Source organism: Rhizobium sp. CG5, from assembly GCF_023701945.1.
Classification (GTDB): domain Bacteria; phylum Pseudomonadota; class Alphaproteobacteria; order Rhizobiales; family Rhizobiaceae; genus Allorhizobium.
In genome coordinates this window covers 181,903-204,500 of the sequence record NZ_JABAEF010000010.1, presented here as the reverse complement: position 1 = coordinate 204,500, position 22,598 = coordinate 181,903, and the positions used below count along the sequence as shown (strand labels likewise).

Sequence of the window (22,598 nt, the reverse complement as noted above, 5' to 3'; positions counted from 1 at the left end):
GCAGGCGTCTTGCCGCGGCCGTCCCCATCCGGGGCGGCCGTTTGCTTGTGCCGTGTGTCTGCTGGGTGTCACGGGACGGAAGGCCAGCGCCTGTCCCCGGCCGGCGCCACTTCTGGCGACGGCGCTTCAGATTACATGGTGTACCAGAGGCGCGGATTGTCGCCGGACTGGATTTTGACCCAGCGCAGATCGGTCGACTTCCAGGGCTTGATGCTGCTGGTGCGATTGTCGAGCACCAGGTCGCCCTGGCTGGTCTTGACGACCAGCACGGCATGGCCTTCGCCGCTGCCGGTATGGGCAACCGCAATGCGCAGCGCCCGCGGCGACCAGCCGAGCGCGATCAGCCGACGGCGCTTGGTCAGCGCATAATCCTCGCAGTCGCCGGACTGGGCGCCGACCTGCCAGACGTCGCCGTCGATGCGGTTGGCATCGTTGGTCGGGCGGATCGCGCGGTTGACGCTGTCGTTGATCCGCTTCAGCTGGCCCTGGCGATAGGAGGACAGGGCAACGGTTGCGGCACCATAGCTGCGGCTGCAGTCGCCGGGGTTCTGCAGGCAGAACCGCACATGAGCGAAGGGTGCCAGGGTCGGCTTGTTGGCGACGATATAGCTGACGCTGGGCGCGTTCAGCAGGTTGCGGGCAAAGCCACCGGGACCGGCCGCCTGGGCGGGCTCAACACCCAGAACGATCATCGCCGAGAGGGCGGCTACGTTGAGATATTTTTTCCACATGTGCTTGTCCCCGTTCCAAGGTCTCGTCGGGCGCCTTGTTGTGCGCTCTTTGCCTGCGAGAACCCTACACGCCGGCCTTTGCAGCCCGCTTAAGTGGAAAGAGACAATTTTACGGAAATGCGATTTTTGTGGAAACGGCCAGGTGTCAGCGGGCGGTCAGGCCCGCGCGGCGGTATCTCCAGAATGCTCGCAAGGACAGGCGTCAGCGCTCGAACTTGGCTCGCATGCGCTGCTCCAGCCGGCGCAGCGCCAGGGACAGGCCGATGGTCAGCAGCAGGTAGATGTAGGTGACGATCGAATAGGTCTCGAAAAAGCGGAAGGAGCCCGCCGCATAGACCTTGCCCATCTGGGTGATGTCGGCGACGCCCAGCACCGAGACCAGCGAACTGTCCTTGACCATCGAGACGAAATCGTTGGAGAGCGGCGGAAAGATCACCCGCACGGCCTGCGGAAAGACCACCAGGCGAAAGCGTTGATATCGGTTGAGCCCCAGCGACTTGGCCGCCTCGATCTGGCCCCCATCGACCGACTGGATGCCGGCCCGAAAGATCTCGGCAATGAACGAGGAATAGCCGATGGTGAGCGCGAAGATCGCCCGCCACATCAGCGAGAGGTCGCGGACCTGCAGCGGCTCGACCCAGCCGGCATTGACCAGCGGCGTCATCAACCCGTTGATCAGGGCCACCAGGCCCGGCGCGCCGACAAAGGCGACGTAGAACAGCAGCACGAGAATGGGAATGCCGCGGATCACCTCGATATAGAAGCGGGAGAACTGGCGCAGGATGAGGCTGTCGGACATGCCGAGCAGGGCGATGACCAGGCCAAGGGCTGTCGCCAGCGCAAAGCTTACCAGCGTCACCAGGACGGTGACGGTGATGCCGGCACCGACGATCGAAAACACCTGGCCATAGAGATCGTTGACGGCGATGACCCCCGCCACGCCGGCTGCCAGAATGGCAAGCGCCACCAGCCACCAGGGATAGTCGGCCTTCTTGGCGCCCTTGGGGAGTGTCTGGAAACCCATCAGTCCCGCACGCCGGCGGCGTTAGCCAGGAGACCGTCACCTGGCTCCCATCTGATTGGACTTCCTTCGCTGAGGTGGTAGCCCCACATCCGCCTGCCGGCACCTTCTCCCCGCAGGCGGGGAGAAGGGCTTACGCCATAACCGTCAAACCCGATTTCGCCGTTCGAGCGTGGCGCGTTCCCTCTCCCCGCCCGCGGGGAGAGGGCTAGGGTGAGGGGCAGGGCCACAGGCGGGCATCCAACAGGCGGCAACCGTTTCATTGGCCCATCTTGTAGTCGAGGAACCAGGTCTTGTTGAGCGCGTCCATGGTGCCATCGGCCTTCATCGCGGCGATTGCCGCATTGATCGGTGCCACCAGGTCGGAGCCCTTGGCGAAGATGAAGCCGAAATCTTCCGAGCCGAGCGGTTCGCCGATCAGCTTCAGCCCGCCGTTCGAGGCATCGACATAGCCCTTGCCGGCCGTGCCGTCGGTCAGCACCAGGTCGACATCGCCGGTTTTCAGGGCCTGCACGGTGGCGCCGAAGGTTTCCATCAGCTTGATGCGCGGGTTCTGCTCGTTGCCGTCCAGCACTTCATAGACGGCGGTATAGAAGGGCGTCGTGCCGGGCTGGGCGCCGATCAGGCCGCTCTCAAGCGCCGCAAAGCTCTTGGCGTCGGTAAAGCGGCTCTCGTCGCCGCGCACCAGCATGAATTGCTGCGAGCGCATGTAGGGATCGGAGAAGTCGACCTTGTCCTTACGCTCGTCCTTGATGGTGATGCCGGTCATGCCGATATTATACTGTCCGTCGGACACCGCCTGGATCATCGCGTCCCAGCTGGTGTTCTGGTACTCGACCTTGAAGTTCAGCCGCTTGGCGATGTCGTTCATCGCGTCATATTCCCAGCCGATCGCCTTGCCGCTCTTCGGGTCGACGAATTGCAGCGGCGGATAGGCATTCTCGGTGACGACCGTGACGGTCCTGCCGCCGAGATCCGGCAGATCGGATGCGCGTCCGGCGAAGGGCACGAGAGCAAGGGCGGTCAGCCCGGCAAGGATGGCGCGGCGCAACGGCATGGGTGGATCTCCTGGAACGGCTGAGACCAAAGTGTCACGAAATCTTCGTCGCTGGCAAGAGCAGGCCATTCCAATTGCGGGGCGCGGTTTGAAATACCGCGCCCCGTCCACCATGGCGGATAGGATTGTTCGTCCGCCTCAGCTGACGGCGCGCTTCAGGGGCTTCAGATGCCGGACGACCAGCAGGTCAAGCAGCAGCACGGCCAGCAGCACGGCGCCGCTCAGCGGAAAGAGCAGCGAGACCGCCAACATGACGATGGCACCGGTTTTCCACAGCGGGCCTGGCTCTGAAACCGGGGCAAACAGGCGGGCGGCGCCGGCCGGCCGGCGCTTCCACCACATCACGATGCCGCTCACCGACAGGAAGATGACCGACAGACAGTAGATGGTCACCAGGGCGATGTTCCAGACGCCCATGTCGCCTTCGTGGAAGGCGATGCCGACCGCCATGGCCTTGCCGGCCGCGCCGTAATCGGCAAAGCCGACATCGGCCAGGACCTTGCCGGTATAGCGGTCGATATGGACGGTGCGGTCGGAGGTGGGGTTGGCGCTATCGTTGCTCATCGTGTCGCGGGAGATCGTCCAGACGCCGGCCTCGTCGGCCGGAAAGCCCAGCTGGAAGCGCTGGTCGAAGCCGATCGAGCGGGCGAAGGCGGTGATGCCGTCGAGATCGACGGGCTGGCCGTCCGGCAGGCCGGTGACGCCGGCATCAGAGCCTGAGGCAGGCATCGGCGTCTGTTCGAGCGTCCACGGGACCTCCTTGATGCCGCCATGGTTCATCGAGGCATGCGTGGCGTCGGACAAGGGCACATTGTCCCATTTCGCCGCCGGGAAGGTGCTCCAGGCCTGGGTGTATTTCTCACCCCAGATACCGGCCCAGGTGAGGCCCGACAGCAGGAAGATGAGCAGGATCATTGACGCATAGACGCCAACCGTCATATGCAGCGACTTCCACCATTGCCGACCCCTGGCCGAGAATTGCGGCACAAGGACGCTGACAAGCCGCACGCCGTCGCGCGGCCACCAGAGATAGAGGCCGGTGACGATCAGAACGACGGCGAAGCCGGCGGCGATTTCGATCAGCCGGTCGCCGACCGTGCCGATCAGCAGCGTGCCGTGGATGAGGTTGGCCAGGTCGTAGAGAGCATCGCGCCGGTCCCATTGTCCGAGCGCCTGCCCCGTATAGGGGTCGACGGCGACCATGGTCGAGGCGTCGCCGGCATTGACGCGGAAGACGGCGGCGCCGTCCGGCGTGCGCGGTGCGATATATTGCACCAGGCTGCCGCCCGGCACCGTTGCAAGCGCGGCGTCTGCCTGTTGCGACACCGCGACCTGGTTGGCGGACGGGGTGACCGTATAGACCTTTTCGCCGTCGCGGCCGACCAGCACCGCCGACCAGAGCATGATCAGCCCCGTGACGGCCAGCATGATCAGGAAAGGCGCGACATAGAGGCCGGCATAGAAATGCCAGCGCCAGGCGGTGAAGTAGAAGCGTCGGGAGAGCGTCGCCGTCGCCGGCTTGGCCGGATTGTCAGTCAGGAGTGTCATGGGGTCCTCACGGGATTTGAAGGGTCTCGATGGATCTGTTGCCGGCGGCGATGTCGGCCAGCGCCTCCGGCTGCAACAGGGTGACGATTTCGGGGTGGGTGAAGTCGATCAGACCGGCGCGCTTCAGCCGGGTGAAACAACGGCTGACGGTTTCCACCGTCAGACCGAGCCAGTCGGCCAGGTCGCCGCGGGTCGGGTGCAGGTTGAAGCAGAGCTTGCCGCGCTTGGCGCCCCTGGCCGGTCGGACAAACTGGCCGGCCAGATCCAGGATGGCCGACGCCACGCGCTCGGGCGCCGTCTTGCGGCCAAGCAGGGTTGCATGCGCCTGGGCGCGCAGCACCATCTGTTCCAGGCCATGCTCCAGGGTTGACGGATCGGGGTCGACGATCGGCTCGAGGGTGGCGAAACTCAGCGCTTCCGCCGTGCAGCGATTGAACTCGCCGATGCCGATGCCGAGCATCCGGCCGGGGCCGATCATGTCGATGATCTGTCGTCGGCCGTCCGGCAGGGACTGGGAGAGGGCGACGCAGCCTTCGATCACGCGGTAGAGCGGAGCGCGCGCATAGCCCTGTAGGAAAAGGGCGGTGCGTGGCGGAAGCCTGTGAACGGTTGCGCAAGCGCGCCCGGCTGGCGTTTCAGTGGGCAATCGTGACGGCAGCGCGCGTGCGTCGGCCGCCGGGAGGGTGAAGTGTAGCATGACGATATCCGGCGTTCAGGCCGGTCTCGCATGCTGATGCGGGCTACCGACCTTGACCAAAGATTCCGGACACAGGCGGGTAATCGCTCATGGGTCCAGGCTCAGACAACAGCCGGATAAGGTGGCGCGCGGGGCGCTGCATTGGGGGGGAAGATATGGCGATGGAAGGCCTCGAAGCGCGGCGGCAGCAGCGTTTCGGCGAAGATCGGCAGCCGGGCGCCGGCCATATCGGCAGGCGTCGGGAGCAGGGCGGAGGCGGATATCAGACAGGCTTCGCAATCGCCCACCGCCAGATGGCCCTTGTGCTTGCCGTCCTCTTCGTGGCCGGGCAGGCAGAGCTCGGGAAGGGTGCCATCCGGCAGCGTCAGGGCGGCAAGCTCGGCCGGCGACAGGCTGGATGGCGTGAGGGTGGGCGTGCGGTGGGCAAAGCCGACGGCAATGAGCGCGATCACGCAAAGCGTGCGCGTCAGCATCTGCCATAGGGTGGCTCTGTTTCGCATCGTTGATCCCCAGTCCGTCGGAACAGTTATCAGCCTGATTTGAGAGACGCAAGCCGGACGTGGTGCCGCAGGGGGCAACAAAAAAGGCGGCCCGAAAGCCGCCTTTTCATCAATCCCGACTAGGGAGATCTTATTCTGCAGCGCCTTCGGCAGGAGCAGCGGCTTCTTCAGCAGCCTTTGCAGCGGCTGCTTCTTCAGCGGCCTTGGCTTCTGCGGCTTCGGCAGCTGCCTTTTCGGCGGCCAGGGCCTGGGCTGCTGCGACCTTTTCGGCTTCCAGACGGGCCTTTTCTTCAGCCACGGCGGCGCGTTCGGCGTCGTTCAGCTTGCGGGCGCGCGTGCCGGTATCTTCAACGATACGGGCCGACTTGCCGCGACGATCGCGCAGGTAGTAGAGCTTGGCGCGACGGACCTTACCGCGGCGAACGATTTCGACGCTTTCGACCAGCGGCGAATAAACCGGGAATACGCGCTCGACGCCTTCGCCGTAGGAGATCTTGCGAACGGTGAAGCTCTCGTTGATGCCGCCGCCCGAGCGTGCGATGCAAACGCCTTCATAGGCCTGTACGCGGGTACGGTTGCCTTCCTTGACGGTGACGTTGACGCGGAGCGTGTCGCCTGCGGAAAATTCCGGGAGCTTACGCTTGGCTTCGATCTTGGCGGCCTGTTCGGCTTCCAGCTGCTGAATGATGTTCATGTCTAACCTCAGGTTCTTCTGAAACAGCCAGAGCGCTCAACCACATTCCTTTGGACGAAGCCTCCGGATGCGCCCGTTGACGGGGCGGGAGCGAATACGCATGCTCTTTGTTTGTTGGCAGACGGGACTAAAGCCCATTTCCGACGCGGCCAATACACCAAACGGCACGGCTTGTCATCCCTTGCGGCGCATTTTTATCGATGCTTGCTGAGCCCGATCGGCTTGCGATATCCGGCGTGAGGCTTTATCGCTGCCCGATCACGGAGAACCGCTTTATGTCGATTGCAATGATGGGCCTGTTGTTTGTTGCCGGATTTTTCTCCGGCGTCGTCAATGCGATTGCCGGCGGTGGCACGTTCCTGACCTTCGGGGCGCTGACGCTGGCCGGCCTGCCGCCGATCTCGGCCAATGCGACCTCGTCGATCGTGCAGTTTCCCGGCTATATCACCTCGACGCTTGCCTATGCCCGCGAGATCAGAACCTTGTGGAAGCTGGCGCTGGCGCTCGGCCTCGTTTCGGCGCTGGGGGCGCTCGGCGGCGCGCTGTTCCTGGTCTCGCTGTCCAATCCGGCCTTCCGCGGCATGGTTCCGTGGCTGCTTTTGGCCGCCACTGCCGTCTTTGCCGCGGGTCCTTGGCTGCGTCCGAAAAACACCGGCGAAAGCCATGCTGCCACGCCGCTCGGCCTGGTCACGCAGACGGCGACCTCGTTTTACGGCGGCTTCTTCGGCGCCGGCATGGGCATCATGATGCTCGCCTCGCTGGGGCTTGCCAGCGGCGGCCCCTATCACCGCCTCAATGCGCTGAAGAATTTTCTGTCGATCATCATCGCCGCCGTGGCGATTGCCGTCTTTACGGCCGCAGGCGCCGTGTCCTGGTGGCATGCGCTGGTGATGGTGCCGGCCGTGGCGCTCGGCGGCTATGCCGGCGTCAGCCTTGCCAAGCGCGTGCCGCAGGAAGTGCTGCGCTGGCTGGTCGTGGCCGCCGGCACGGGGCTCGCCATCTATTATTTCATCACCGGCTGAGACTGAAGGAACGGCGCCGTCAGGGCTTGGCGCCGGGCGCTGATTTTTCGTCCTTGAGCAGGTCGGGCCGGCGCTCTTGCGTCAGTTGCAGCGCCTGCGCGTGTCGCCATTTTTCGATTGCCCCGTGATTGCCCGAGGTGAGGATCGCCGGGATCTCGCGGCCCTCGAAGGCCTGCGGCCGCGTATAATGCGGATGCTCCAGCAGGCCGCCCTCGAAGCTTTCGTGCACGCCGGAAAGATCGTTGCCCATGACGCCGGGCAGGATGCGCACCACGGCGTCGAGCAGGGTCAGGGCCGCCGGCTCGCCGCCCGACAGGATATAGTCGCCGATCGACACTTCCTCCAGCGCCCGCGCGTCGATGACGCGCTGGTCGACGCCTTCGAAGCGGCCGCAGACGATCACCACGCCATCGCCGGTGGCCAGTTGCCGGACCCGTTCCTGGGTCAGCGGCCGCCCGCGCGGGCTCATCAGCAGGCGCGGCCGTCCGTCATCTGTCGAGACATGATCGATGGCGCTGGCCAGAACGTCCGGCTTCAGCACCATGCCGGCGCCGCCGCCGGCCGGCGTGTCGTCGACACTGCGGTGCTTATCGGTGGCGAAGTCGCGGATCTGCACGGCCTCCAGCGACCATTGCCCGCGCTCCAGCGCCCGGCCGGCCAGCGAATGGCCGAGATGGCCGGGAAACATGTCGGGGTAAAGGGTCAGGATTGTGGCCCGGAAGGTCATGGCGGGCGATCAGTCCTCGTCCGGAAACGGCGGGTTTCCAGCGCTGCTGAAGGGTTCCTCGCCATCGTCCTTGAGGCCGGCGGCGATCGGGTCGATCAGCAGGCGGCCGCCCTCCAGGTCGATTTCCAGCACGGCGGCTTCCGAAAAGGGAATGAGCACCGGGCGCTTGCCGGGACCCTTGATTTCCAGCAGGTCGCCGGCGCCGAAATCGTGCACGGCGCTGACGGCGCCATAGTTCAGGCCGGCCGCATCATGCACGTCGAGGCCGATCAGGTCGGCATAATAGAATTCATCATCATCAAGTTCGTCGTCGGGCAGGGCTTCGCGCTCGATATAGAGCTCCAGTCCGTTCAGCGCCTCGGCGGCATTGCGATCGTTGATGCCGCGAAAGCGCACGACCACCACGGTTTTGGCCTCGCGGATCTCAAGGATCTCGAAGACGCGGCCGTCCATGCTGTGCAGCTTGCCGTAATCGCCGAGCGACAGCGGTTCGGCGGTGAAGGACTTGACCCGGACCTCGCCGCGCAGGCCCTGGGCAGCACCGATCACGGCCATCAATACGGGGTTTTCGAGCGTGGTCATCTCAGCAGGCATCCAGTTCCGGCGGTCGATTTGGTCGCTTCTTTTTAAATTGAAGCGGGCAAAATAGAAACAACAAACGGGCGGCATGAGACATGCCGCCCGTTGCATCCATATCCCGTCAGGGATTTATTCGGCAGACGAGGCTTCTGCAGCGGCGGCAGCGAGCTCTTCAGCCTTCTGCTGGCGTTCGGCAACGCGCTCGACGGCCTTCTTGCCCGGCTTTGCCTTGATCAGGTTGCTGCGGGTCGGACGGTTGGCAAGGCCAGCCTGGTCGAGGAAGCGCAGGACGCGGTCGGTCGGCTGGGCGCCGTTGTCCATCCAATGCTTGATGCGTTCGGCGTTCAGCTCGACGCGCTTTTCATTGTCCTTGTCCAGCATCGGGTTCCAGGCGCCGACCTTTTCCAGGAAGCGGCCATCGCGCGGGCTGCGGGCGTCGGCAACGACGATCTGGTAATAAGGGCGCTTCTTGGAACCGCCGCGGGCGAGACGAATTTTCAATGGCATTTCAGTACTCCTTGGTGCTTTCTGGGGCCGCCTGGTTCAGGCGGTTTGTTCCGTTGTGCTGTCGTAGTCGGCAGCGATGGCTTCATGATGCCGGATGACTTCCCTGATGATGAAGTTCAGGAATTTTTCTGCGAAATCCGGGTCCAGATGGGCGTCCTTCGCCAGGCGGCGAAGCCGTTCGATCTGGTATTCCTCGCGCGCCGGGTCGGCCGGCGGCAAATCGTATTGGGCTTTGAGAACGCCGACCGCCTGGGTGCAGCGGAAGCGTTCGGCCAGCATGTGCAGAAGGGCCGCATCAATATTGTCGATCGACTGGCGGTAGCCGGCCAACTGTTGCTTGACGCTGGGTTCAATCGTGCTCATCGCGCCCTCCTCACTTCTTCTTCGGCAGGCCGGGAAGGCCGGGGAAACCGCCGCCGAGGCCGGGCAGCTTCGGTGCGCCAAGGCCCGGCAGACCGCCGCCCATGCCCGGCATGCCGCCCGGACGGCCGAGGCCGGCCGCTTCGGCCTGCTTCTGCAGGGCTTCCAGCTGCTTGGGGTCGAGGCTGGACAGATCGGGCATGCCGCCCATTCCAGCCATTCCACCCATGCCGCCAAGACCCATCTTGGACGCCATGCCGCCCATCATCTGCTTCATCATGCCGCCCTTGCCCTTGGCGCCCATGGCTTTCATCATGTCGGCCATCTGGCGGTGCATCTTCAACAGCTTGTTGATGGCGGCCGCATCTGTGCCGGAACCGGCGGCGATGCGCTTCTTGCGGCTATGCTTCAACAGGTCGGGATTGGCGCGCTCGGCCTTGGTCATCGACTGGATGATGGCGATCTGGCGGCCGAACATGCGGTCGTCGAGGCCGGCGGCGGCCATCTTGTCCTTCATGCCGCCCATGCCGGGCATCATTCCCATGATGCCGCCCATGCCGCCCATCTTCTGCATCTGGCCGAGCTGGTCGGCCAGGTCGTTGAGGTCGAACTTGCCCTTGGCCATCTTGGCGGCCATGGCGGCGGCCTTTTCGGCATCGATATTTTCGGCGGCCTTTTCGACCAGCGAGACGATGTCGCCCATGCCGAGAATGCGGTCGGCGATGCGGCGCGGGTGGAACTCCTCGAGCTCCGACATCTTTTCGCCGACGCCGATCAGCTTGATCGGCTTGCCGGTGACGGCCCGCATCGAAAGCGCGGCACCGCCACGGCCGTCGCCGTCCATGCGGGTCAGAACCAGACCTGTGATGCCGACGCGTTCGTCGAAATTGCGGGCGAGATTGACGGCGTCCTGGCCGGTCAGCGCATCGGCGACCAGCAGGATTTCATGCGGATTGGAGCGCCGCTTGATCTCGGCCATCTCCATCATCAACGGTTCGTCGATATGGGTGCGGCCGGCGGTATCGAGGATGACGACGTCATGGCCGCCGAGCTTGGCTGCCTGCACGGCGCGCGCGGCGATATCGGTCGGCGACTGGCCTGGTATCACCGACAGGGTGTCGATGCCGGTCTGGACCCCGAGCTGGCGCAGCTGTTCCTGGGCGGCCGGGCGACGGGTGTCGAGCGAGGCCATCAGGACCTTCTTGCGGTCGCGATCGGTCAGCCGCTTGGCGATCTTGCCTGACGTCGTCGTCTTGCCGGAGCCCTGCAGGCCGACCATCATGATGACCACCGGGGCGGCGGCATGCAGGTCGATGCCCACGCCTTCCGAGCCCAGCATCTCGATCAGCTCGTCATGGACGATCTTGACGACCATCTGGCCGGGCTTGATCGACTTCAGGACGGCAGCGCCGACGGCCTTTTCGCGGACGCGGTCGGTAAAGCCGCGCACCACTTCGAGCGCCACGTCGGCTTCCAGAAGCGCACGGCGAACCTCCCGCAGGGCGGCGGAAACATCAGCTTCCGACAGCGCGCCACGGCCTGTCAGTCCATTCAGAATGGAACCAAGACGGTCCTGGAGGTTATCAAACATCGGCTCTTCCTTGTGGCTCAGGTCAAAACGGGGGAGACCAAAACCTCGTGTTTTTCCATGACGAAAACAAGACGCAAAGCCAAAAAGCACCCGAGGGCGCATCGCGCTGTCGGGTGTTGACCTCCGGGATCTCTTTATACCTTGACGGGTCCCGGTCGGCGGCTCGGAGTTCTTGTCTCGTCGCAGATTGGGGGCGATAAACAGCAAATCCGCCTGAAAGTCAACAATCGGCGAAAGATAGACCCAGAGATGCGCCGGGAATGTCTCGATTAGACCCCGATTTGACACTCGTCATTTTTTATATTTGCCTTGTTTATTCAAAATTGAATATTTCAAAGCATAGTCTCCATTAGCACAGAATTGGGCAGGGGATTTTCATGACGGAAACTACAATCAAGCGGCCTTTGTGGATTAGGATTACAGCCTATGGCTTTGCGGCCGTGCTGTTTGCCAGCGCCGCGATTGGGGGCACGGCCTGGTATCGCCAGTCGATGATGAACGATGAAGCGCTCAGCAAGGAATTGCGCAGCGACATTGCGCTGATCCAGACGGATATGGCGGCGCAGAAGAAGACGGCGTCGACCGTCGCCCTGGCGATCGCCGGCGAACCGGAAACCGCGGGTCTGATCGAAAGCAATGGGCGCGACGAGATCATCCGTCGCTTTTCAGGCAGCCTTCCGCAGATTGTCGAGGCCGGCGGCGTCCAGCTGATCACTTTCGTCAACGTCAAAGGCGAAGCGGTGGCGCGAATCCATGCGCCGGACAAGTTCGGCGATGACGTGACGGGCCGCCGCAAGACGGTGGTGCAGGCGCTTGCCACCGGCAAGCTGGTGGCCGGCACGGAGCCGGGACGCACGGCCGTCAGCATGTTCGCCTCGGCGCCCGTCGTGCGCGACGGCAAGGTGGTCGGCGTCGTCGATGCCGGCACCAGCCTGGCAAACGCCTATTTCAAGCCGATTGCCAGCCTGATCGAAGGCGAGATTTCCGTGCATATCCTGGTCGAGGGCAAGCTTGCGCAGCAGGCTTCGACCTTCAACGACAAGCCGCTGTTGACCGATGAACAGCTCCAGGCGGCCTTCGACGGCAAGCCGATCCAGGTGCCGATGTCGGAGGGCGGCCGTGATTTCGTCGTCGCCGGCGTGCCGTTCACCAATTTTTCCGGCGACAAGATCGGCGTGCTCTCGGTTGCCTCGGATGTCAGCTCCATTCTGGCCGGCAGCCGCCAGGCACTGTGGATGAGTTCGGTGGTCACCGGTCTGGTGGCGCTGATTTCCTCGCTCGGCTTCCTGCTGTTCGCCCGTTCGCTGGCCGGCGTCATTTCGCGCCTGACCGGAACCATGTCGCGACTGGCGGCCAACGATCTTGCCGCTCCGGTCGAGGGCGGCGAGCGTCCGGACGAAATCGGTGCCATGGCGCGGGCCGTGCAGGTGCTGAAGGACAAGGCCGTCAGGGCCGTGCAGCTTGAGGGCGAGGCCGAGAGCCATCGCAGCGAAACCGAGGCGCAACGCCGTCGCGCCGCCGATATCGAGCACCAGCGCAGTCAAGCCATGGCGGCGGCCACCACCGTTCTGGCCGGCGGTCTGAAGCATCTGGCAGCCGGCGATCTGTCCTTCCAGATCGGCCAGCCCCTGCCGGCGGAATTCGAGAGCCTGCGCACCGACTTCAACCTGGCTGTGTCGCAATTGCGCGAAACCTTGTCTGCTGTTGCCCATTCCGGCAGCGCCATCGACAGCGGCTCGCGCGAAATCAGCCAGAGTTCCGACGACCTGTCGCGGCGCACCGAGCAACAGGCCGCCTCGCTTGAGGAAACGGCTGCCGCCCTCGACCAGATCACCGTCAATGTCAGCAATTCTTCGAAGCGCGCCGAAGAGGCCCGCGTCGTGGCGATCCAGGCCAATGACAGTGCCCGGCAATCGGGCACCGTGGTGTCCAATGCGGTCGAGGCCATGGGCAAGATCGAGCAATCCTCGGGCCAGATCTCCAATATCATCGGCGTGATCGACGACATCGCCTTCCAGACCAACCTGCTGGCGCTCAATGCCGGCGTCGAGGCGGCGCGTGCCGGCGATGCGGGCAAGGGCTTTGCAGTGGTCGCCCAGGAAGTGCGCGAACTTGCCCAGCGCTCGGCCAAGGCCGCCAAGGAAATCAAGGAACTGATCCGCAATTCCAGCGATCAGGTCGGCAGCGGCGTCAAGCTGGTCAGTCAGACCGGCGAGGCGCTGAAGAAGATCGAAGAGTATATCGTCACGATCAACCGGCACATGGATGCCATCGCCACCTCGGCGCGCGAACAGTCGGTCGGCCTGTCCGAAGTCAATACGGCCGTCAACCAGATGGACCAGGTGACCCAGCAGAATGCGGCGATGGTGGAAGAAGCCAATGCGGCAAGCGCCACGCTGGCCAACGAGGCCGAGCGCCTGCGCGAGATGATCGGCCAGTTCCAGCTCGGCGATCCGCGTGCCACCCACGCGGCACCCCTTCGATCCGCAGCGGCCTGAAGCGCCCAGCCGGCGCGCCGCGCGGCGGTGGGGCCAAGCCGGAACGGATAGCATGTCTGACAAGGGACGCGGCGCTCTCGCAATGGAGCGCCGCGTTTTTTTTTGATGTCGAGCGACGGATCCCCTTGAGCAGGCGATCCCTCGATCGATGGTTCGCACGAATTCCACGACAGCCGGCTGGATGCGCCGCCCGCGATATCCCATATTTGGCCTAGCGCAGACCAACGGCAAACCAAGGTGATGATGCCCAAGCTCAAGAATCCCTATTATCACGGCCCCGTCTCCGACCATTTCGACGGAACGCGCTTTTTCAATCCGCAAGGCGTGGAGCCCGGTGGCTTTCGCGATCTGTTGAAATGGCAGTTCAATGGACAGCGCGCCCGCTGGCCGAAGCGTGTCACCAGCCCGCATGCGCCGGCAAAGCCGGTGAACCGGGTCGACGGTCAGGACCTGCGCGTCACGATGATCGGCCATGCCGGCCTGCTGATCCAGGTCGCCGGCCTCAATATCCTGACCGATCCCGTCTGGTCTGAGCGCGCCAGTCCGGTGTCTTTTGCCGGGCCGAAGCGGGTCGTGGCGCCGGGCATCGCCTTCGACGACCTGCCGCCGATCGACATCGTCATCGTCACCCACAATCACTACGACCATCTGGATCTGGCGACGCTTGCCCGGCTCTTCGAGGAGCATGGGCCGCATATCGTCACGCCGCTCGGCAATGACACGATCATCCACCGCGCCATCCCGGATGCCAAGATCTCCGACATGGACTGGGGCGACCGGCTGGACTATTGGGACGATCTGACCCTCCACGCCGAACCCTGCCATCACTGGTCGGCGCGCGGCACGCGCGACCGGCGCATGGCGCTGTGGGCGGCCTTCGTCATCTCGACACCGGCCGGCAAGATCTACCATGTCGGCGATACCGGCTTTCACGGCGGCATCAACTACCGGGCGGCCGCCGTCAAACACGGACCCTTCCGCCTCGCCAACCTGCCGTTCGGCGCCTATGAGCCGCGCTGGTTCATGCAGGGCCAGCACCAGAACCCCGACGAGGCTGTGCAGGGCCTGAAACTCTGCGGTGCGGCCTATGCCATCGGCCATCACTTCGGCACGTTCCAGCTGACCGACGAGGCCATCGACACGCCGGTCGAACACCTGCGCGCCGCGCTAGATCGCCATGGCGTGGAGCAGCACCGCTTCCGGCCGCTGCTTTCCGGTGAAGTCTTCGACGTTCCGCTGGACTGACGGCCAGGCCCCGCAATTTGTCGCAATGCAACATTTACAGCGGGCCGGCACTTTGCTCCTATGGGCGGCCGGCCGCGCCCCTGCGGCCCGTGACTTATACCAAGTGTCGATGATAGGAACCTATAGGATGGCTTATGGCAGGTCTCTGGCTAGGCGCGGTGCGCAGGGCGATGCTTATCGCATCGGCCAAGCGGCGCAACAACGCCAGAGGCCTGCCATAAGCCACCTTCGGCCGGCTTCTCGGACCTTCTGGCGTCGTCGAGCCCCTCGACCGATGCGCAAGCATCGCTCTTCGGACCTCTCCTCGCCAGCAGGGCCGATCGAGCCGGTCCTATAGGTTCCTATCATCGACACTTGGTATTAGTGCCCTGCCGAGAATGGAGCCGCCTGTGACCTCGAATTTCCATCAGCCTGTCGATGCCGCCGAAGTGCCGCGCTTTGCCGGCCATTCCACCTTCATGCGCCTGCCGGCGGTGAACAGCGCTGCAGGACTCGACATCGCGCTGGTCGGTATTCCCTGGGATGGCGGCACCACCAACCGGGCCGGCGCCCGCCACGGCCCGCGCGAAATGCGCAACCAGTCGAGCCTGGTGCGCCGCGTCCATCATGTGACCGGCGTCGAGCCGTTCAGCCTTGCCAATGTCGCCGATGTCGGTGATGTCTCGGTCAATCCGATCGACCTGATGGACGGGCTGAAGCGCATCGAGGCCGGCATCGCTCAGATCGTTTCGGCCGGCGCGCTGCCGCTATCGGCGGGTGGCGATCACCTGACCACCCTGCCGGTGCTTCGGGCCGTCGCCAAAAGCCGCCCCGTCGGCCTCATCCATTTCGATGCCCATACCGACACCAATGACAGCTATTTTGGCGGCAATCTCTATACCCACGGTACGCCGTTCCGCCGCGCCATTGAGGAGGGCCTGCTCGATCCCAGACGCATGGTGCAGATCGGCATCCGCGGTTCGATCTACGAGACCAATGACCACGACTGGGCGCGCGGCCAGGGCATCCGCATCATCTATATGGAAGAGTTCGTGCGCCGCGGCGTCGAGGATGTCATGGCGGAGGCCCGCACGATCGCCGGTTCCGCCCCGACCTATGTGACCTTCGACATCGACAGCATCGATCCCTCCATGGCGCCCGGCACCGGCACGCCGGAGATCGGCGGCTTCACGACCCGCGAGGCCCAGGCCTTGGTGCGGCTGCTGGAAGGCGTCAATATCGTCGGCGCGGATGTCGTCGAGGTCGCCCCACCCTTCGATGTCGCCGGCATGACGGCACTGGCCGGCGCCACCATGATGTTCGAACTGCTGTGCGTGATGGCCACCAACGTGGCGCGCAAAAGGGCGGAGACGTAGCGGGGTCATTGTCGGGACGGGCTGATGGCGCCTGACGTACATTGTGAAACGTCGCCGGTCAGGCTATATAGGAATGAGGCATTCCTATAGGAGTTTGCGATGTCCTCTACGATTTCGGCGAATGTCGATAGCAGCACGGCCACGAAGCTGAAGGTCGTGGCGTCGATGGAGAACAGATCTGTATCGAATGCAGTCTCGAGCGCCATCACCGTCTTTGTCGGGCTTCCCAAAGGAGTCCGCGATTTCCTGCTCGAATTGAACGCCCAGAACGACCAGGATACGATCGCCAGGCTCGGCCGGGAAATGATGGCGGCGGCGGCGCGGGTTCGCCTTGAAAAAGCAACCGCCGATCTCGCTTGCGAGCGTCGTTTCGGAGGACCGGAGCATGCGTCCAGCGAGATCGACATGATGGAAGAAGCCACAGCCCTCAGCCGCCTCGCAGCACAGCGAATTTAGGGTATGGACCGTCCCGTCCGGGTTTTGCTCGACGTCAATGTCTTCGTGGGCAACATTATCGCTCATGATCGCGGTCACACGGGAACCGCGACCCAGACCCTGGTGTCCATGGTGGCCAGTCAGACATGGGGCATGGCCGACAAGTCGCAACTGCTCATCTCGCTTAAAATGATCGAAACGCTCGAAACGGTTCTCCGCCGGCAGCAATTCTCGGCGGAGCTCGTCGCCGCGTACTCCGGTGCGATCGTCGATATCATGACCTACGGCCCGGATGCTCTCGATCCCTATCTCATTCTGGGTGGAGAAGAGCGCTTCGCGATGTCTGATGTCGAGGATGCGGGTGTATTGGCCACGGCCTTCGGGGCCAGAGCCGACATCCTTGTCACGGACAATCTCAAGGATTTTACGACCAAGGATGCATCTGTCGTCGATACCCAAGTGGTGGATACGTCTTCAGGCAAGCGCACCCTGCAGGCTCTCAGATATGAGATCGGCAATGCGGACCTCATCATCGCGCACCCGTTCGATGTCATGCGATGGATTCGTTTGGGCTATGATTTTACGCCCAGTTCACTCTGGACGGTTCTTCAGAAGTCAGAAACAGAGCCGGGCCTGTGATTTGCCGCCGCACAAGATCTGTGTCCCCTCTCCCCGCGTGGCGGGGAGAGGGCCAGGGTGAGGGGCATGGCACGACGCCGCAACGGAGCATGCGCCTCTGGTAATTCCGCCGGTTTTCCGCCATATAAGCTTTGAAAAGCAACGGAAACGGTTTCATGAGCACATCGGTCGAATTCGCCAGGATGAACGGGCTTGGCAACAAGATCCTGGTTGTCGACATGCGCGGCAGGCTGGATCGGGTGACGCCGGAGGCGGCGATTGCGCTCAATGCCGATGTCGAGACGCGCTTCGACCAGATCATGGCGATCCACGATCCCCGGCGCGACGGCACCGATGCCTTCATCGATATCCTCAATTGCGACGGCTCGAAGGCTCAGGCCTGCGGCAATGGCACGCGCTGCGTGGTGCAGGCGCTGTCGGCCGAGACCGGGCGCAAAAGCTTCACCTTCCAGACGGTGGCCGGCATTCTCAATGCCATCGAGCATGAGGACGGCACCATTTCGGTCGACATGGGCACGCCGATCTTTACCTGGGACAAGATCCCGCTGTCGGAAGAGTTTTTCGATACCAGCCGCATCGAGCTGCAGATCGGCCCGATCGACGATCCGATCCTGCATTCGCCTTCCGTCCTATCGATGGGCAATCCCCATGCGATCTTCTGGGTCGACCGTGACGTGATGAGCTTCGATCTCGGCCGCTTCGGCCCGCTGCTCGAAAACCATCCGATGTTCCCGGAAAAAGCCAATATCACGCTGGCGCAGGTGACCTCGCCGTCGTCGCTGACGACACGGACCTGGGAGCGCGGCGCCGGCCTGACGCTGGCCTGTGGATCGGCGGCCTGTGCGGCCGGGGTCAGTGCGGCGCGCACCGGGCGAACCGGGCGCACGGTGACGATCAATGTCGCCTCCAGCCCGAGCCGCCAGCCGCTGGTCATCGACTGGCGCGAGCGCGACGACCACGTCATCATGACCGGCCCTGCCGAATGGGAATGGTCAGGCAGCGTCGATCCGACAACCGGCGCCTGGCAACGCGAGGCCGAGAATTCGGCCGAACTCGGGGCCAAGGCCCGGTGACCGGCGTCGAGGTTATAACCTTCGGTTGCCGGCTCAATACCTATGAATCCGAAGTGATGAAGGCCGAAGCCGGCAAGGCGGGTCTCAACAATGCCATTCTGGTCAATACCTGTGCGGTGACCGGCGAGGCCGTGCGCCAGGCCCGCCAGGCGATCCGCCGGGCGCGCCGCGATAACCCAGAGGCCCGCATCATCGTCACCGGCTGCGCCGCCCAGACCGAGGCGCAGACATTTGCCGACATGCCGGAGGTCGATCTCGTCCTCGGCAACGAGGAAAAGCTGACCGCGACCGCCTATCGCGCTTTGCCGGATTTCGGGGTTTCGGCGGAGGAAAAGCTGCGCGTCAACGATATCATGAGCGTCACCGAGACCGCGCCGCAGATGGTGGCGCATATCGACGGCCATGTGCGCGGTTTCCTGCAGGTGCAGACCGGCTGCGATCATCGCTGCACCTTCTGCATCATCCCCTATGGCCGCGGCAATTCCCGCTCGGTGCCGATGGGCGCCGTGGTGGCGCAGGCCCGCCAACTGATCGAGAGCGGCTACCGTGAGGTGGTGCTGACCGGCGTCGATGCCACCAGCTATGGCGCCGATCTGCCTGGAGGGCCGACGCTCGGCCTTCTGGCCAAGACCCTGCTGCGCCAGGTGCCGGAGATCGTTCGACTGCGGCTGTCGTCGATCGACAGTATCGAGGTCGATCGACATCTGCTCGACCTGATCGCCGACGAGCCGCGCTTCATGCCGCATCTGCATCTGTCGCTGCAGCATGGCGACGACATGATCCTGAAGCGCATGAAGCGTCGTCACAGCCGCGCCGATGCTGTGGCCTTCACGGCTGAGGTGTGCCGGCTGCGGCCCGACATGGCGTTCGGCGCCGACATGATTGCCGGCTTCCCGACCGAAACCGAGGCGATGTTCGACAATGCGGCAAGCCTTGCCGACGAGATCGGCATCGCCCATCTGCATGTCTTTCCCTATAGCCCGCGACCCGGCACGCCGGCGGCCCGCATGCCGCAGCTTGACCGGCGGCTGGTCAAGGAGCGGGCGGCACGGCTGCGCGAGCGCGGCGAGGCCCTGCATGCGGCGCATCTCGGCCGGCTGACCGGCACGCGGCAGAAGCTGCTGGTCGAACGCCACGAAATGGCCCATACGGAGGACTTCACCCTCGTGGCAGCGCCGGGCTTTGCGCCGGGCGCGCTTGTTGAGGTTTCGATCGGCGGTCACACCGGCCGCCATCTGACGATTGCATCGGCAGCGCAATCTGCGGCTGCCTGAGACACGGAAAAGCAAGGCCCATGGCGCTCGGTTTCATCAAGAAGGTTTTCAGCTTCGGCAAGGACAAGCCGGTGGAAACACCCGCGGATCTCGCCACCGAAACGGCACCGTTGCCCGCAGACCTGCCGAGCGAAGCCGACATGGAACTGCTGCCGCTGGCTCTGCTCGATCCGGCCGTTGAGGCGGAGGCAATCGCTGCGTCCGAGGCCATACGCCCCTCTGTCCCTTCGGGACATCTCCCCCTCAAGGGGGGAGATGGGGCCGAGCCTGCCGATGGCACCTCGGACAAAGCGGCCAGCCTTGCACCGGAATCGCTTGAAAAGGACGCGAGCGCCAACCCCTTGCCGATCTCCCCCCTTGAGGGGGAGATGCCCGGCAGGGCAGAGGGGGGTGAGCCCGGCCCCGCAACGCCCGATAACCAAATCAGCGAAACCGAAGCATCGCCCACACCCGACATCGCCCTGCCCAAGGGTTTCGCGACGGCCGCCAAGGCCCCTGAGCCCGCGCCTATAACCCCCGAGGTCAAACTCTCGTGGTTCCAGCGGCTGCGGGCCGGGCTGTCTCGCACTTCGTCGCAGCTGACCGGCCAGATCACCGCGCTGTTTACCAAGCGCAAGCTGGACGACGATACGCTGCAGGATCTGGAGGATTTGCTGATCCAGGCCGATCTCGGTGTCGAGACCGCCATGCGGGTCAGCGGCGCGCTGTCGTCGGAGCGCTACGGCAAGGATGTCACCGGCGAGGACGTGGCGCGCATCATGGCGGCCGAGATTTCCAAGGTGCTGACGCCGGTCGCCAAGCCGCTCGCGCTCGACCTCAACCACAAGCCGCATGTCATCCTCGTCGTCGGCGTCAACGGTACCGGCAAGACGACGACGATCGGCAAGCTGGCGGCAAAACTGTCCGGCTCTGGCCTCAAGGTCATGCTGGCGGCCGGCGACACGTTTCGCGCCGCGGCGATCGAGCAGCTGAAGATCTGGGCGGACCGCACCGGCTCCGACATCATCTCCTCGAAGCTCGGCGCCGATGCGGCCGGCCTTGCCTATGAGGCCTTCGAGCAGGCCCGCGAGAAGAAGAGCGACGTGCTGATCATCGATACCGCCGGCCGGCTGCAGAACAAGACCGAGCTGATGGCGGAGCTGGAAAAGATCGTGCGCGTGCTCGGCAAGCTCGATCCCGATGCGCCGCATACCGTGCTGCAGACGCTGGATGCGACGACCGGCCAGAACGCCATGAACCAAGTGGAGATCTTCCGCAATGTCGCCGGCGTCAACGGCCTTGTCATGACCAAGCTCGACGGCACGGCGCGCGGCGGCATTCTGGTCGCCATCGCCGCCAAGCACAAGCTGCCGGTCTATTTCATCGGCGTCGGCGAGGGCGTCGACGATCTCGAACCCTTCGAGGCCGACGATTTCGCCAAGGCGATCGCCGGTCTGTCCCATTGATGCCACACAACAAGGCTTGAAGGCCTTTCTAGAGATTCAAACCCAAGGCAATCTATCATGACACCCGGCCATAGCGATACCGAACCGACGCCCACGGAAAAGCATCACCCGATGCTGAAACTGGCGCTTGAGCTGGGGCCGCTGATGGTCTTCTTCTTCGGCAACCTGCGCGGCGAATGGCTGGCCAAGACCTTTCCGGCCTTGAGTGCGGTCGGCGGGCCGCTGTTCATCGCCACGGCGCTGTTCATGGCGGCGACAATCCTGTCGCTTATTGTCTCCAAGATCATCTTCAAGCACCTGCCGATCATGCCCTTCGTGTCGGGCGTCGTCGTTCTCGTCTTCGGCTCCCTGTCGATCTGGCTGCAGGACGAGACCTTCATCAAGATGAAGCCGACCATCGTCAATGCGCTGTTCGGCGTGGTGCTCTTGGGCGGGCTGTTGTTCGGCAAATCCCTGCTCGGCTATGTGTTCAACGCGGCCTTCCAGCTGGATGACGAGGGCTGGCGCAAGCTGACCTTTCGCTGGGGCCTGTTCTTCCTGTTTCTCGCCGTGCTCAACGAAGCCGTCTGGCGCAATTTCTCAGACGAGGTCTGGGTCAATTTCAAGGTCTGGGGCACGATGCCGATCACCATCCTGTTCACGCTTTCCCAGATGCCGCTGATCATGCGTCACTCCGTGGAGACGGAAGGTAAGGCCGAGAAATGAGCGCTGCTGTGTCGGGTCAGCCAAAGCCGTTCGGCTCGGCGCAATTCTGGACCGTTGTGTTCGTCGTGGTGCTGGTGGCCCAGGTCGTCACCCTCTACGCCATGGGGCGGATCCCGATCTGCGCATGCGGTTATGTCAAGCTGTTCGAGCCGGGGGTGAACACATCTGGCAATTCCCAGCACCTGTCGGACTGGTACACGCCGTCGCATATCATCCACGGCTTTCTGTTCTATTGGCTGACCTTCGCGGTGATGCGCCGCCAGGCCTTCGGCGCCAAGCTGTTCGTCGCCTCGGTGATCGAGGTCGCCTGGGAACTCTTGGAAAACTCGCCGATCATCATCAATCGCTACCGCTCGGCCACCATGGCCATCGGCTATGAAGGCGACAGCATTCTCAACTCCACCATGGACACGGTGTTCATGGCGCTCGGCTTCCTGTTTGCCGCCCGCATGCCGGTCTGGGTCACTGTCACCGTGGCGATCGCCTTCGAGCTTCTGACCGGCTGGCTGATCCGCGACAACCTGACCCTCAACGTGCTGATGCTGGTCTGGCCGGTCGACGCGGTGCGCGACTGGCAGGGCGCGCTCTAAGCTGCTTCGCGTTCCGGAATATTCAGAAGCTCTTTCTCGATCGGCACGGCCCCGCGCCTGAGGTCATAGGCCGACTGGAGATTGAGCCAGAATTCCGGGGTCGTCTTGAAAAAGCGCGCTAGGCGCAAGGCGGTATCGGCGCTGATGCCGATCTTCTCTGAAACGATGCGCTCAATGCGGGTGCGGGGCACCCGAAGCGTCTTGGCGAGCCCGTAAGGGGTCATGTTCAGGGGCTCCAGATAGAGGTCCCGCAGAATTTCTCCGGGCTGGATCGCCGGTGATTTGCTGATGCTCATATCGTGCCT

General features: G+C 63.8%; 24 protein-coding genes. 11 read left to right on the top strand and 13 right to left on the bottom strand.

Translation table 11 applies throughout. The features are described from left to right. Positions 1 to 131: 131 nt before the first annotated feature. From HGO38_RS17905 to rplS, 7 genes are all read right to left on the bottom strand, one after another. Entirely contained in the window at positions 132 to 731 is a 600-nt protein-coding gene (locus HGO38_RS17905; protein ID WP_250956282.1) for a transglutaminase-like cysteine peptidase, read from the bottom strand. A 202-nt stretch (positions 732 to 933) separates the two neighbouring features. Then, positions 934 to 1,755: an amino acid ABC transporter permease gene (locus HGO38_RS17900; RefSeq protein WP_250957262.1), complete on the bottom strand. Its 822-nt coding sequence runs from the start codon at positions 1,753 to 1,755 to the stop codon at positions 934 to 936. A 256-nt stretch (positions 1,756 to 2,011) separates the two neighbouring features. Then, complete coding sequence (locus HGO38_RS17895) at positions 2,012 to 2,809, bottom strand: transporter substrate-binding domain-containing protein (protein WP_250957261.1); 798 nt, start codon at positions 2,807 to 2,809, stop codon at positions 2,012 to 2,014. Between the two features lie 138 nt (positions 2,810 to 2,947). Next, on the bottom strand, positions 2,948 to 4,357 hold the full coding sequence (locus HGO38_RS17890; RefSeq protein ID WP_250957260.1) for a PepSY-associated TM helix domain-containing protein: 1,410 nt from the start codon (positions 4,355 to 4,357) through the stop codon (positions 2,948 to 2,950). Between the two features lie 7 nt (positions 4,358 to 4,364). After that, a complete protein-coding gene (locus tag HGO38_RS17885; protein ID WP_250957259.1) occupies positions 4,365 to 5,054 on the bottom strand; it encodes a Crp/Fnr family transcriptional regulator in 690 nt (229 codons plus the stop codon). A 101-nt stretch (positions 5,055 to 5,155) separates the two neighbouring features. Beyond that, positions 5,156 to 5,554 (bottom strand): hypothetical protein, encoded by a 399-nt coding sequence (locus HGO38_RS17880; RefSeq protein WP_250957258.1) that lies wholly within the window; start codon positions 5,552 to 5,554, stop codon positions 5,156 to 5,158. Between the two features lie 130 nt (positions 5,555 to 5,684). Continuing rightward, positions 5,685 to 6,248: a 50S ribosomal protein L19 gene (gene rplS / locus HGO38_RS17875; RefSeq protein WP_250957257.1), complete on the bottom strand. Its 564-nt coding sequence runs from the start codon at positions 6,246 to 6,248 to the stop codon at positions 5,685 to 5,687. Positions 6,249 to 6,523: 275 nt separating this feature from the next. On the opposite strand from rplS, the gene HGO38_RS17870 reads away from it, so the two are divergent. Continuing rightward, on the top strand, positions 6,524 to 7,270 hold the full coding sequence (locus tag HGO38_RS17870) for a sulfite exporter TauE/SafE family protein (protein ID WP_250957256.1): 747 nt from the start codon (positions 6,524 to 6,526) through the stop codon (positions 7,268 to 7,270). Positions 7,271 to 7,289: 19 nt separating this feature from the next. Here the strand turns inward: HGO38_RS17870 and trmD are convergent, their stop codons facing one another. The 5 genes from trmD to ffh all read right to left on the bottom strand — a co-directional run bounded on the left by trmD (position 7,290) and on the right by ffh (position 11,034). After that, entirely contained in the window at positions 7,290 to 7,997 is a 708-nt protein-coding gene (gene trmD, locus HGO38_RS17865; RefSeq protein ID WP_250957255.1) for a tRNA (guanosine(37)-N1)-methyltransferase TrmD, read from the bottom strand. A 9-nt stretch (positions 7,998 to 8,006) separates the two neighbouring features. Next, a complete protein-coding gene (gene rimM / locus HGO38_RS17860; RefSeq protein ID WP_502941588.1) occupies positions 8,007 to 8,591 on the bottom strand; it encodes a ribosome maturation factor RimM in 585 nt (194 codons plus the stop codon). 114 nt (positions 8,592 to 8,705) lie between these two features. Beyond that, on the bottom strand, positions 8,706 to 9,083 hold the full coding sequence (gene rpsP / locus HGO38_RS17855) for a 30S ribosomal protein S16 (protein ID WP_250957253.1): 378 nt from the start codon (positions 9,081 to 9,083) through the stop codon (positions 8,706 to 8,708). A 36-nt stretch (positions 9,084 to 9,119) separates the two neighbouring features. Continuing rightward, positions 9,120 to 9,446, bottom strand: a complete 327-nt coding sequence (locus tag HGO38_RS17850; protein ID WP_250957252.1) for a chorismate mutase — start codon at positions 9,444 to 9,446, stop codon at positions 9,120 to 9,122. Positions 9,447 to 9,456: 10 nt separating this feature from the next. Then, positions 9,457 to 11,034 carry a signal recognition particle protein gene (gene ffh / locus HGO38_RS17845; protein ID WP_250957251.1) on the bottom strand — a complete coding sequence of 526 codons (1,578 nt, stop codon included), beginning with the start codon at positions 11,032 to 11,034 and terminating at the stop codon, positions 9,457 to 9,459. Positions 11,035 to 11,411: 377 nt separating this feature from the next. On the opposite strand from ffh, the gene HGO38_RS17840 reads away from it, so the two are divergent. The 10 genes from HGO38_RS17840 (at position 11,412) to HGO38_RS17795 (ending at position 22,293) form a co-directional block, all read left to right on the top strand. Then, on the top strand, positions 11,412 to 13,532 hold the full coding sequence (locus tag HGO38_RS17840) for a methyl-accepting chemotaxis protein (RefSeq protein ID WP_250957250.1): 2,121 nt from the start codon (positions 11,412 to 11,414) through the stop codon (positions 13,530 to 13,532). Positions 13,533 to 13,775: 243 nt separating this feature from the next. Beyond that, positions 13,776 to 14,777 carry an MBL fold metallo-hydrolase gene (locus HGO38_RS17835; RefSeq protein WP_250957249.1) on the top strand — a complete coding sequence of 334 codons (1,002 nt, stop codon included), beginning with the start codon at positions 13,776 to 13,778 and terminating at the stop codon, positions 14,775 to 14,777. A 377-nt stretch (positions 14,778 to 15,154) separates the two neighbouring features. Continuing rightward, complete coding sequence (gene speB / locus HGO38_RS17830; RefSeq protein WP_502941587.1) at positions 15,155 to 16,132, top strand: agmatinase; 978 nt, start codon at positions 15,155 to 15,157, stop codon at positions 16,130 to 16,132. Positions 16,133 to 16,231: 99 nt separating this feature from the next. Then, complete coding sequence (locus tag HGO38_RS17825) at positions 16,232 to 16,588, top strand: hypothetical protein (protein WP_250957247.1); 357 nt, start codon at positions 16,232 to 16,234, stop codon at positions 16,586 to 16,588. Between the two features lie 3 nt (positions 16,589 to 16,591). After that, positions 16,592 to 17,206 carry a PIN domain-containing protein gene (locus tag HGO38_RS17820; RefSeq protein ID WP_250957246.1) on the top strand — a complete coding sequence of 205 codons (615 nt, stop codon included), beginning with the start codon at positions 16,592 to 16,594 and terminating at the stop codon, positions 17,204 to 17,206. A gap of 155 nt (positions 17,207 to 17,361) precedes the next feature. Next, complete coding sequence (dapF, locus tag HGO38_RS17815) at positions 17,362 to 18,279, top strand: diaminopimelate epimerase (protein WP_250957245.1); 918 nt, start codon at positions 17,362 to 17,364, stop codon at positions 18,277 to 18,279. After that, entirely contained in the window at positions 18,276 to 19,553 is a 1,278-nt protein-coding gene (mtaB, locus tag HGO38_RS17810) for a tRNA (N(6)-L-threonylcarbamoyladenosine(37)-C(2))-methylthiotransferase MtaB (protein ID WP_250957244.1), read from the top strand. The genes dapF and mtaB overlap by 4 nt, the downstream gene beginning before the upstream one ends. Before the next feature lie 20 nt (positions 19,554 to 19,573). Continuing rightward, complete coding sequence (gene ftsY, locus HGO38_RS17805) at positions 19,574 to 20,998, top strand: signal recognition particle-docking protein FtsY (RefSeq protein WP_250957243.1); 1,425 nt, start codon at positions 19,574 to 19,576, stop codon at positions 20,996 to 20,998. A gap of 57 nt (positions 20,999 to 21,055) precedes the next feature. Continuing rightward, positions 21,056 to 21,703 (top strand): septation protein A, encoded by a 648-nt coding sequence (locus HGO38_RS17800; protein ID WP_250957242.1) that lies wholly within the window; start codon positions 21,056 to 21,058, stop codon positions 21,701 to 21,703. Continuing rightward, positions 21,700 to 22,293 carry a DUF2585 domain-containing protein gene (locus HGO38_RS17795; protein WP_250957241.1) on the top strand — a complete coding sequence of 198 codons (594 nt, stop codon included), beginning with the start codon at positions 21,700 to 21,702 and terminating at the stop codon, positions 22,291 to 22,293. The genes HGO38_RS17800 and HGO38_RS17795 overlap by 4 nt, the downstream gene beginning before the upstream one ends. Here the strand turns inward: HGO38_RS17795 and HGO38_RS17790 are convergent. Next, on the bottom strand, positions 22,290 to 22,589 hold the full coding sequence (locus HGO38_RS17790; RefSeq protein ID WP_250957240.1) for a HigA family addiction module antitoxin: 300 nt from the start codon (positions 22,587 to 22,589) through the stop codon (positions 22,290 to 22,292). The genes HGO38_RS17795 and HGO38_RS17790 overlap by 4 nt on opposite strands. Between the last annotated feature and the right edge of the window lie 9 nt (positions 22,590 to 22,598).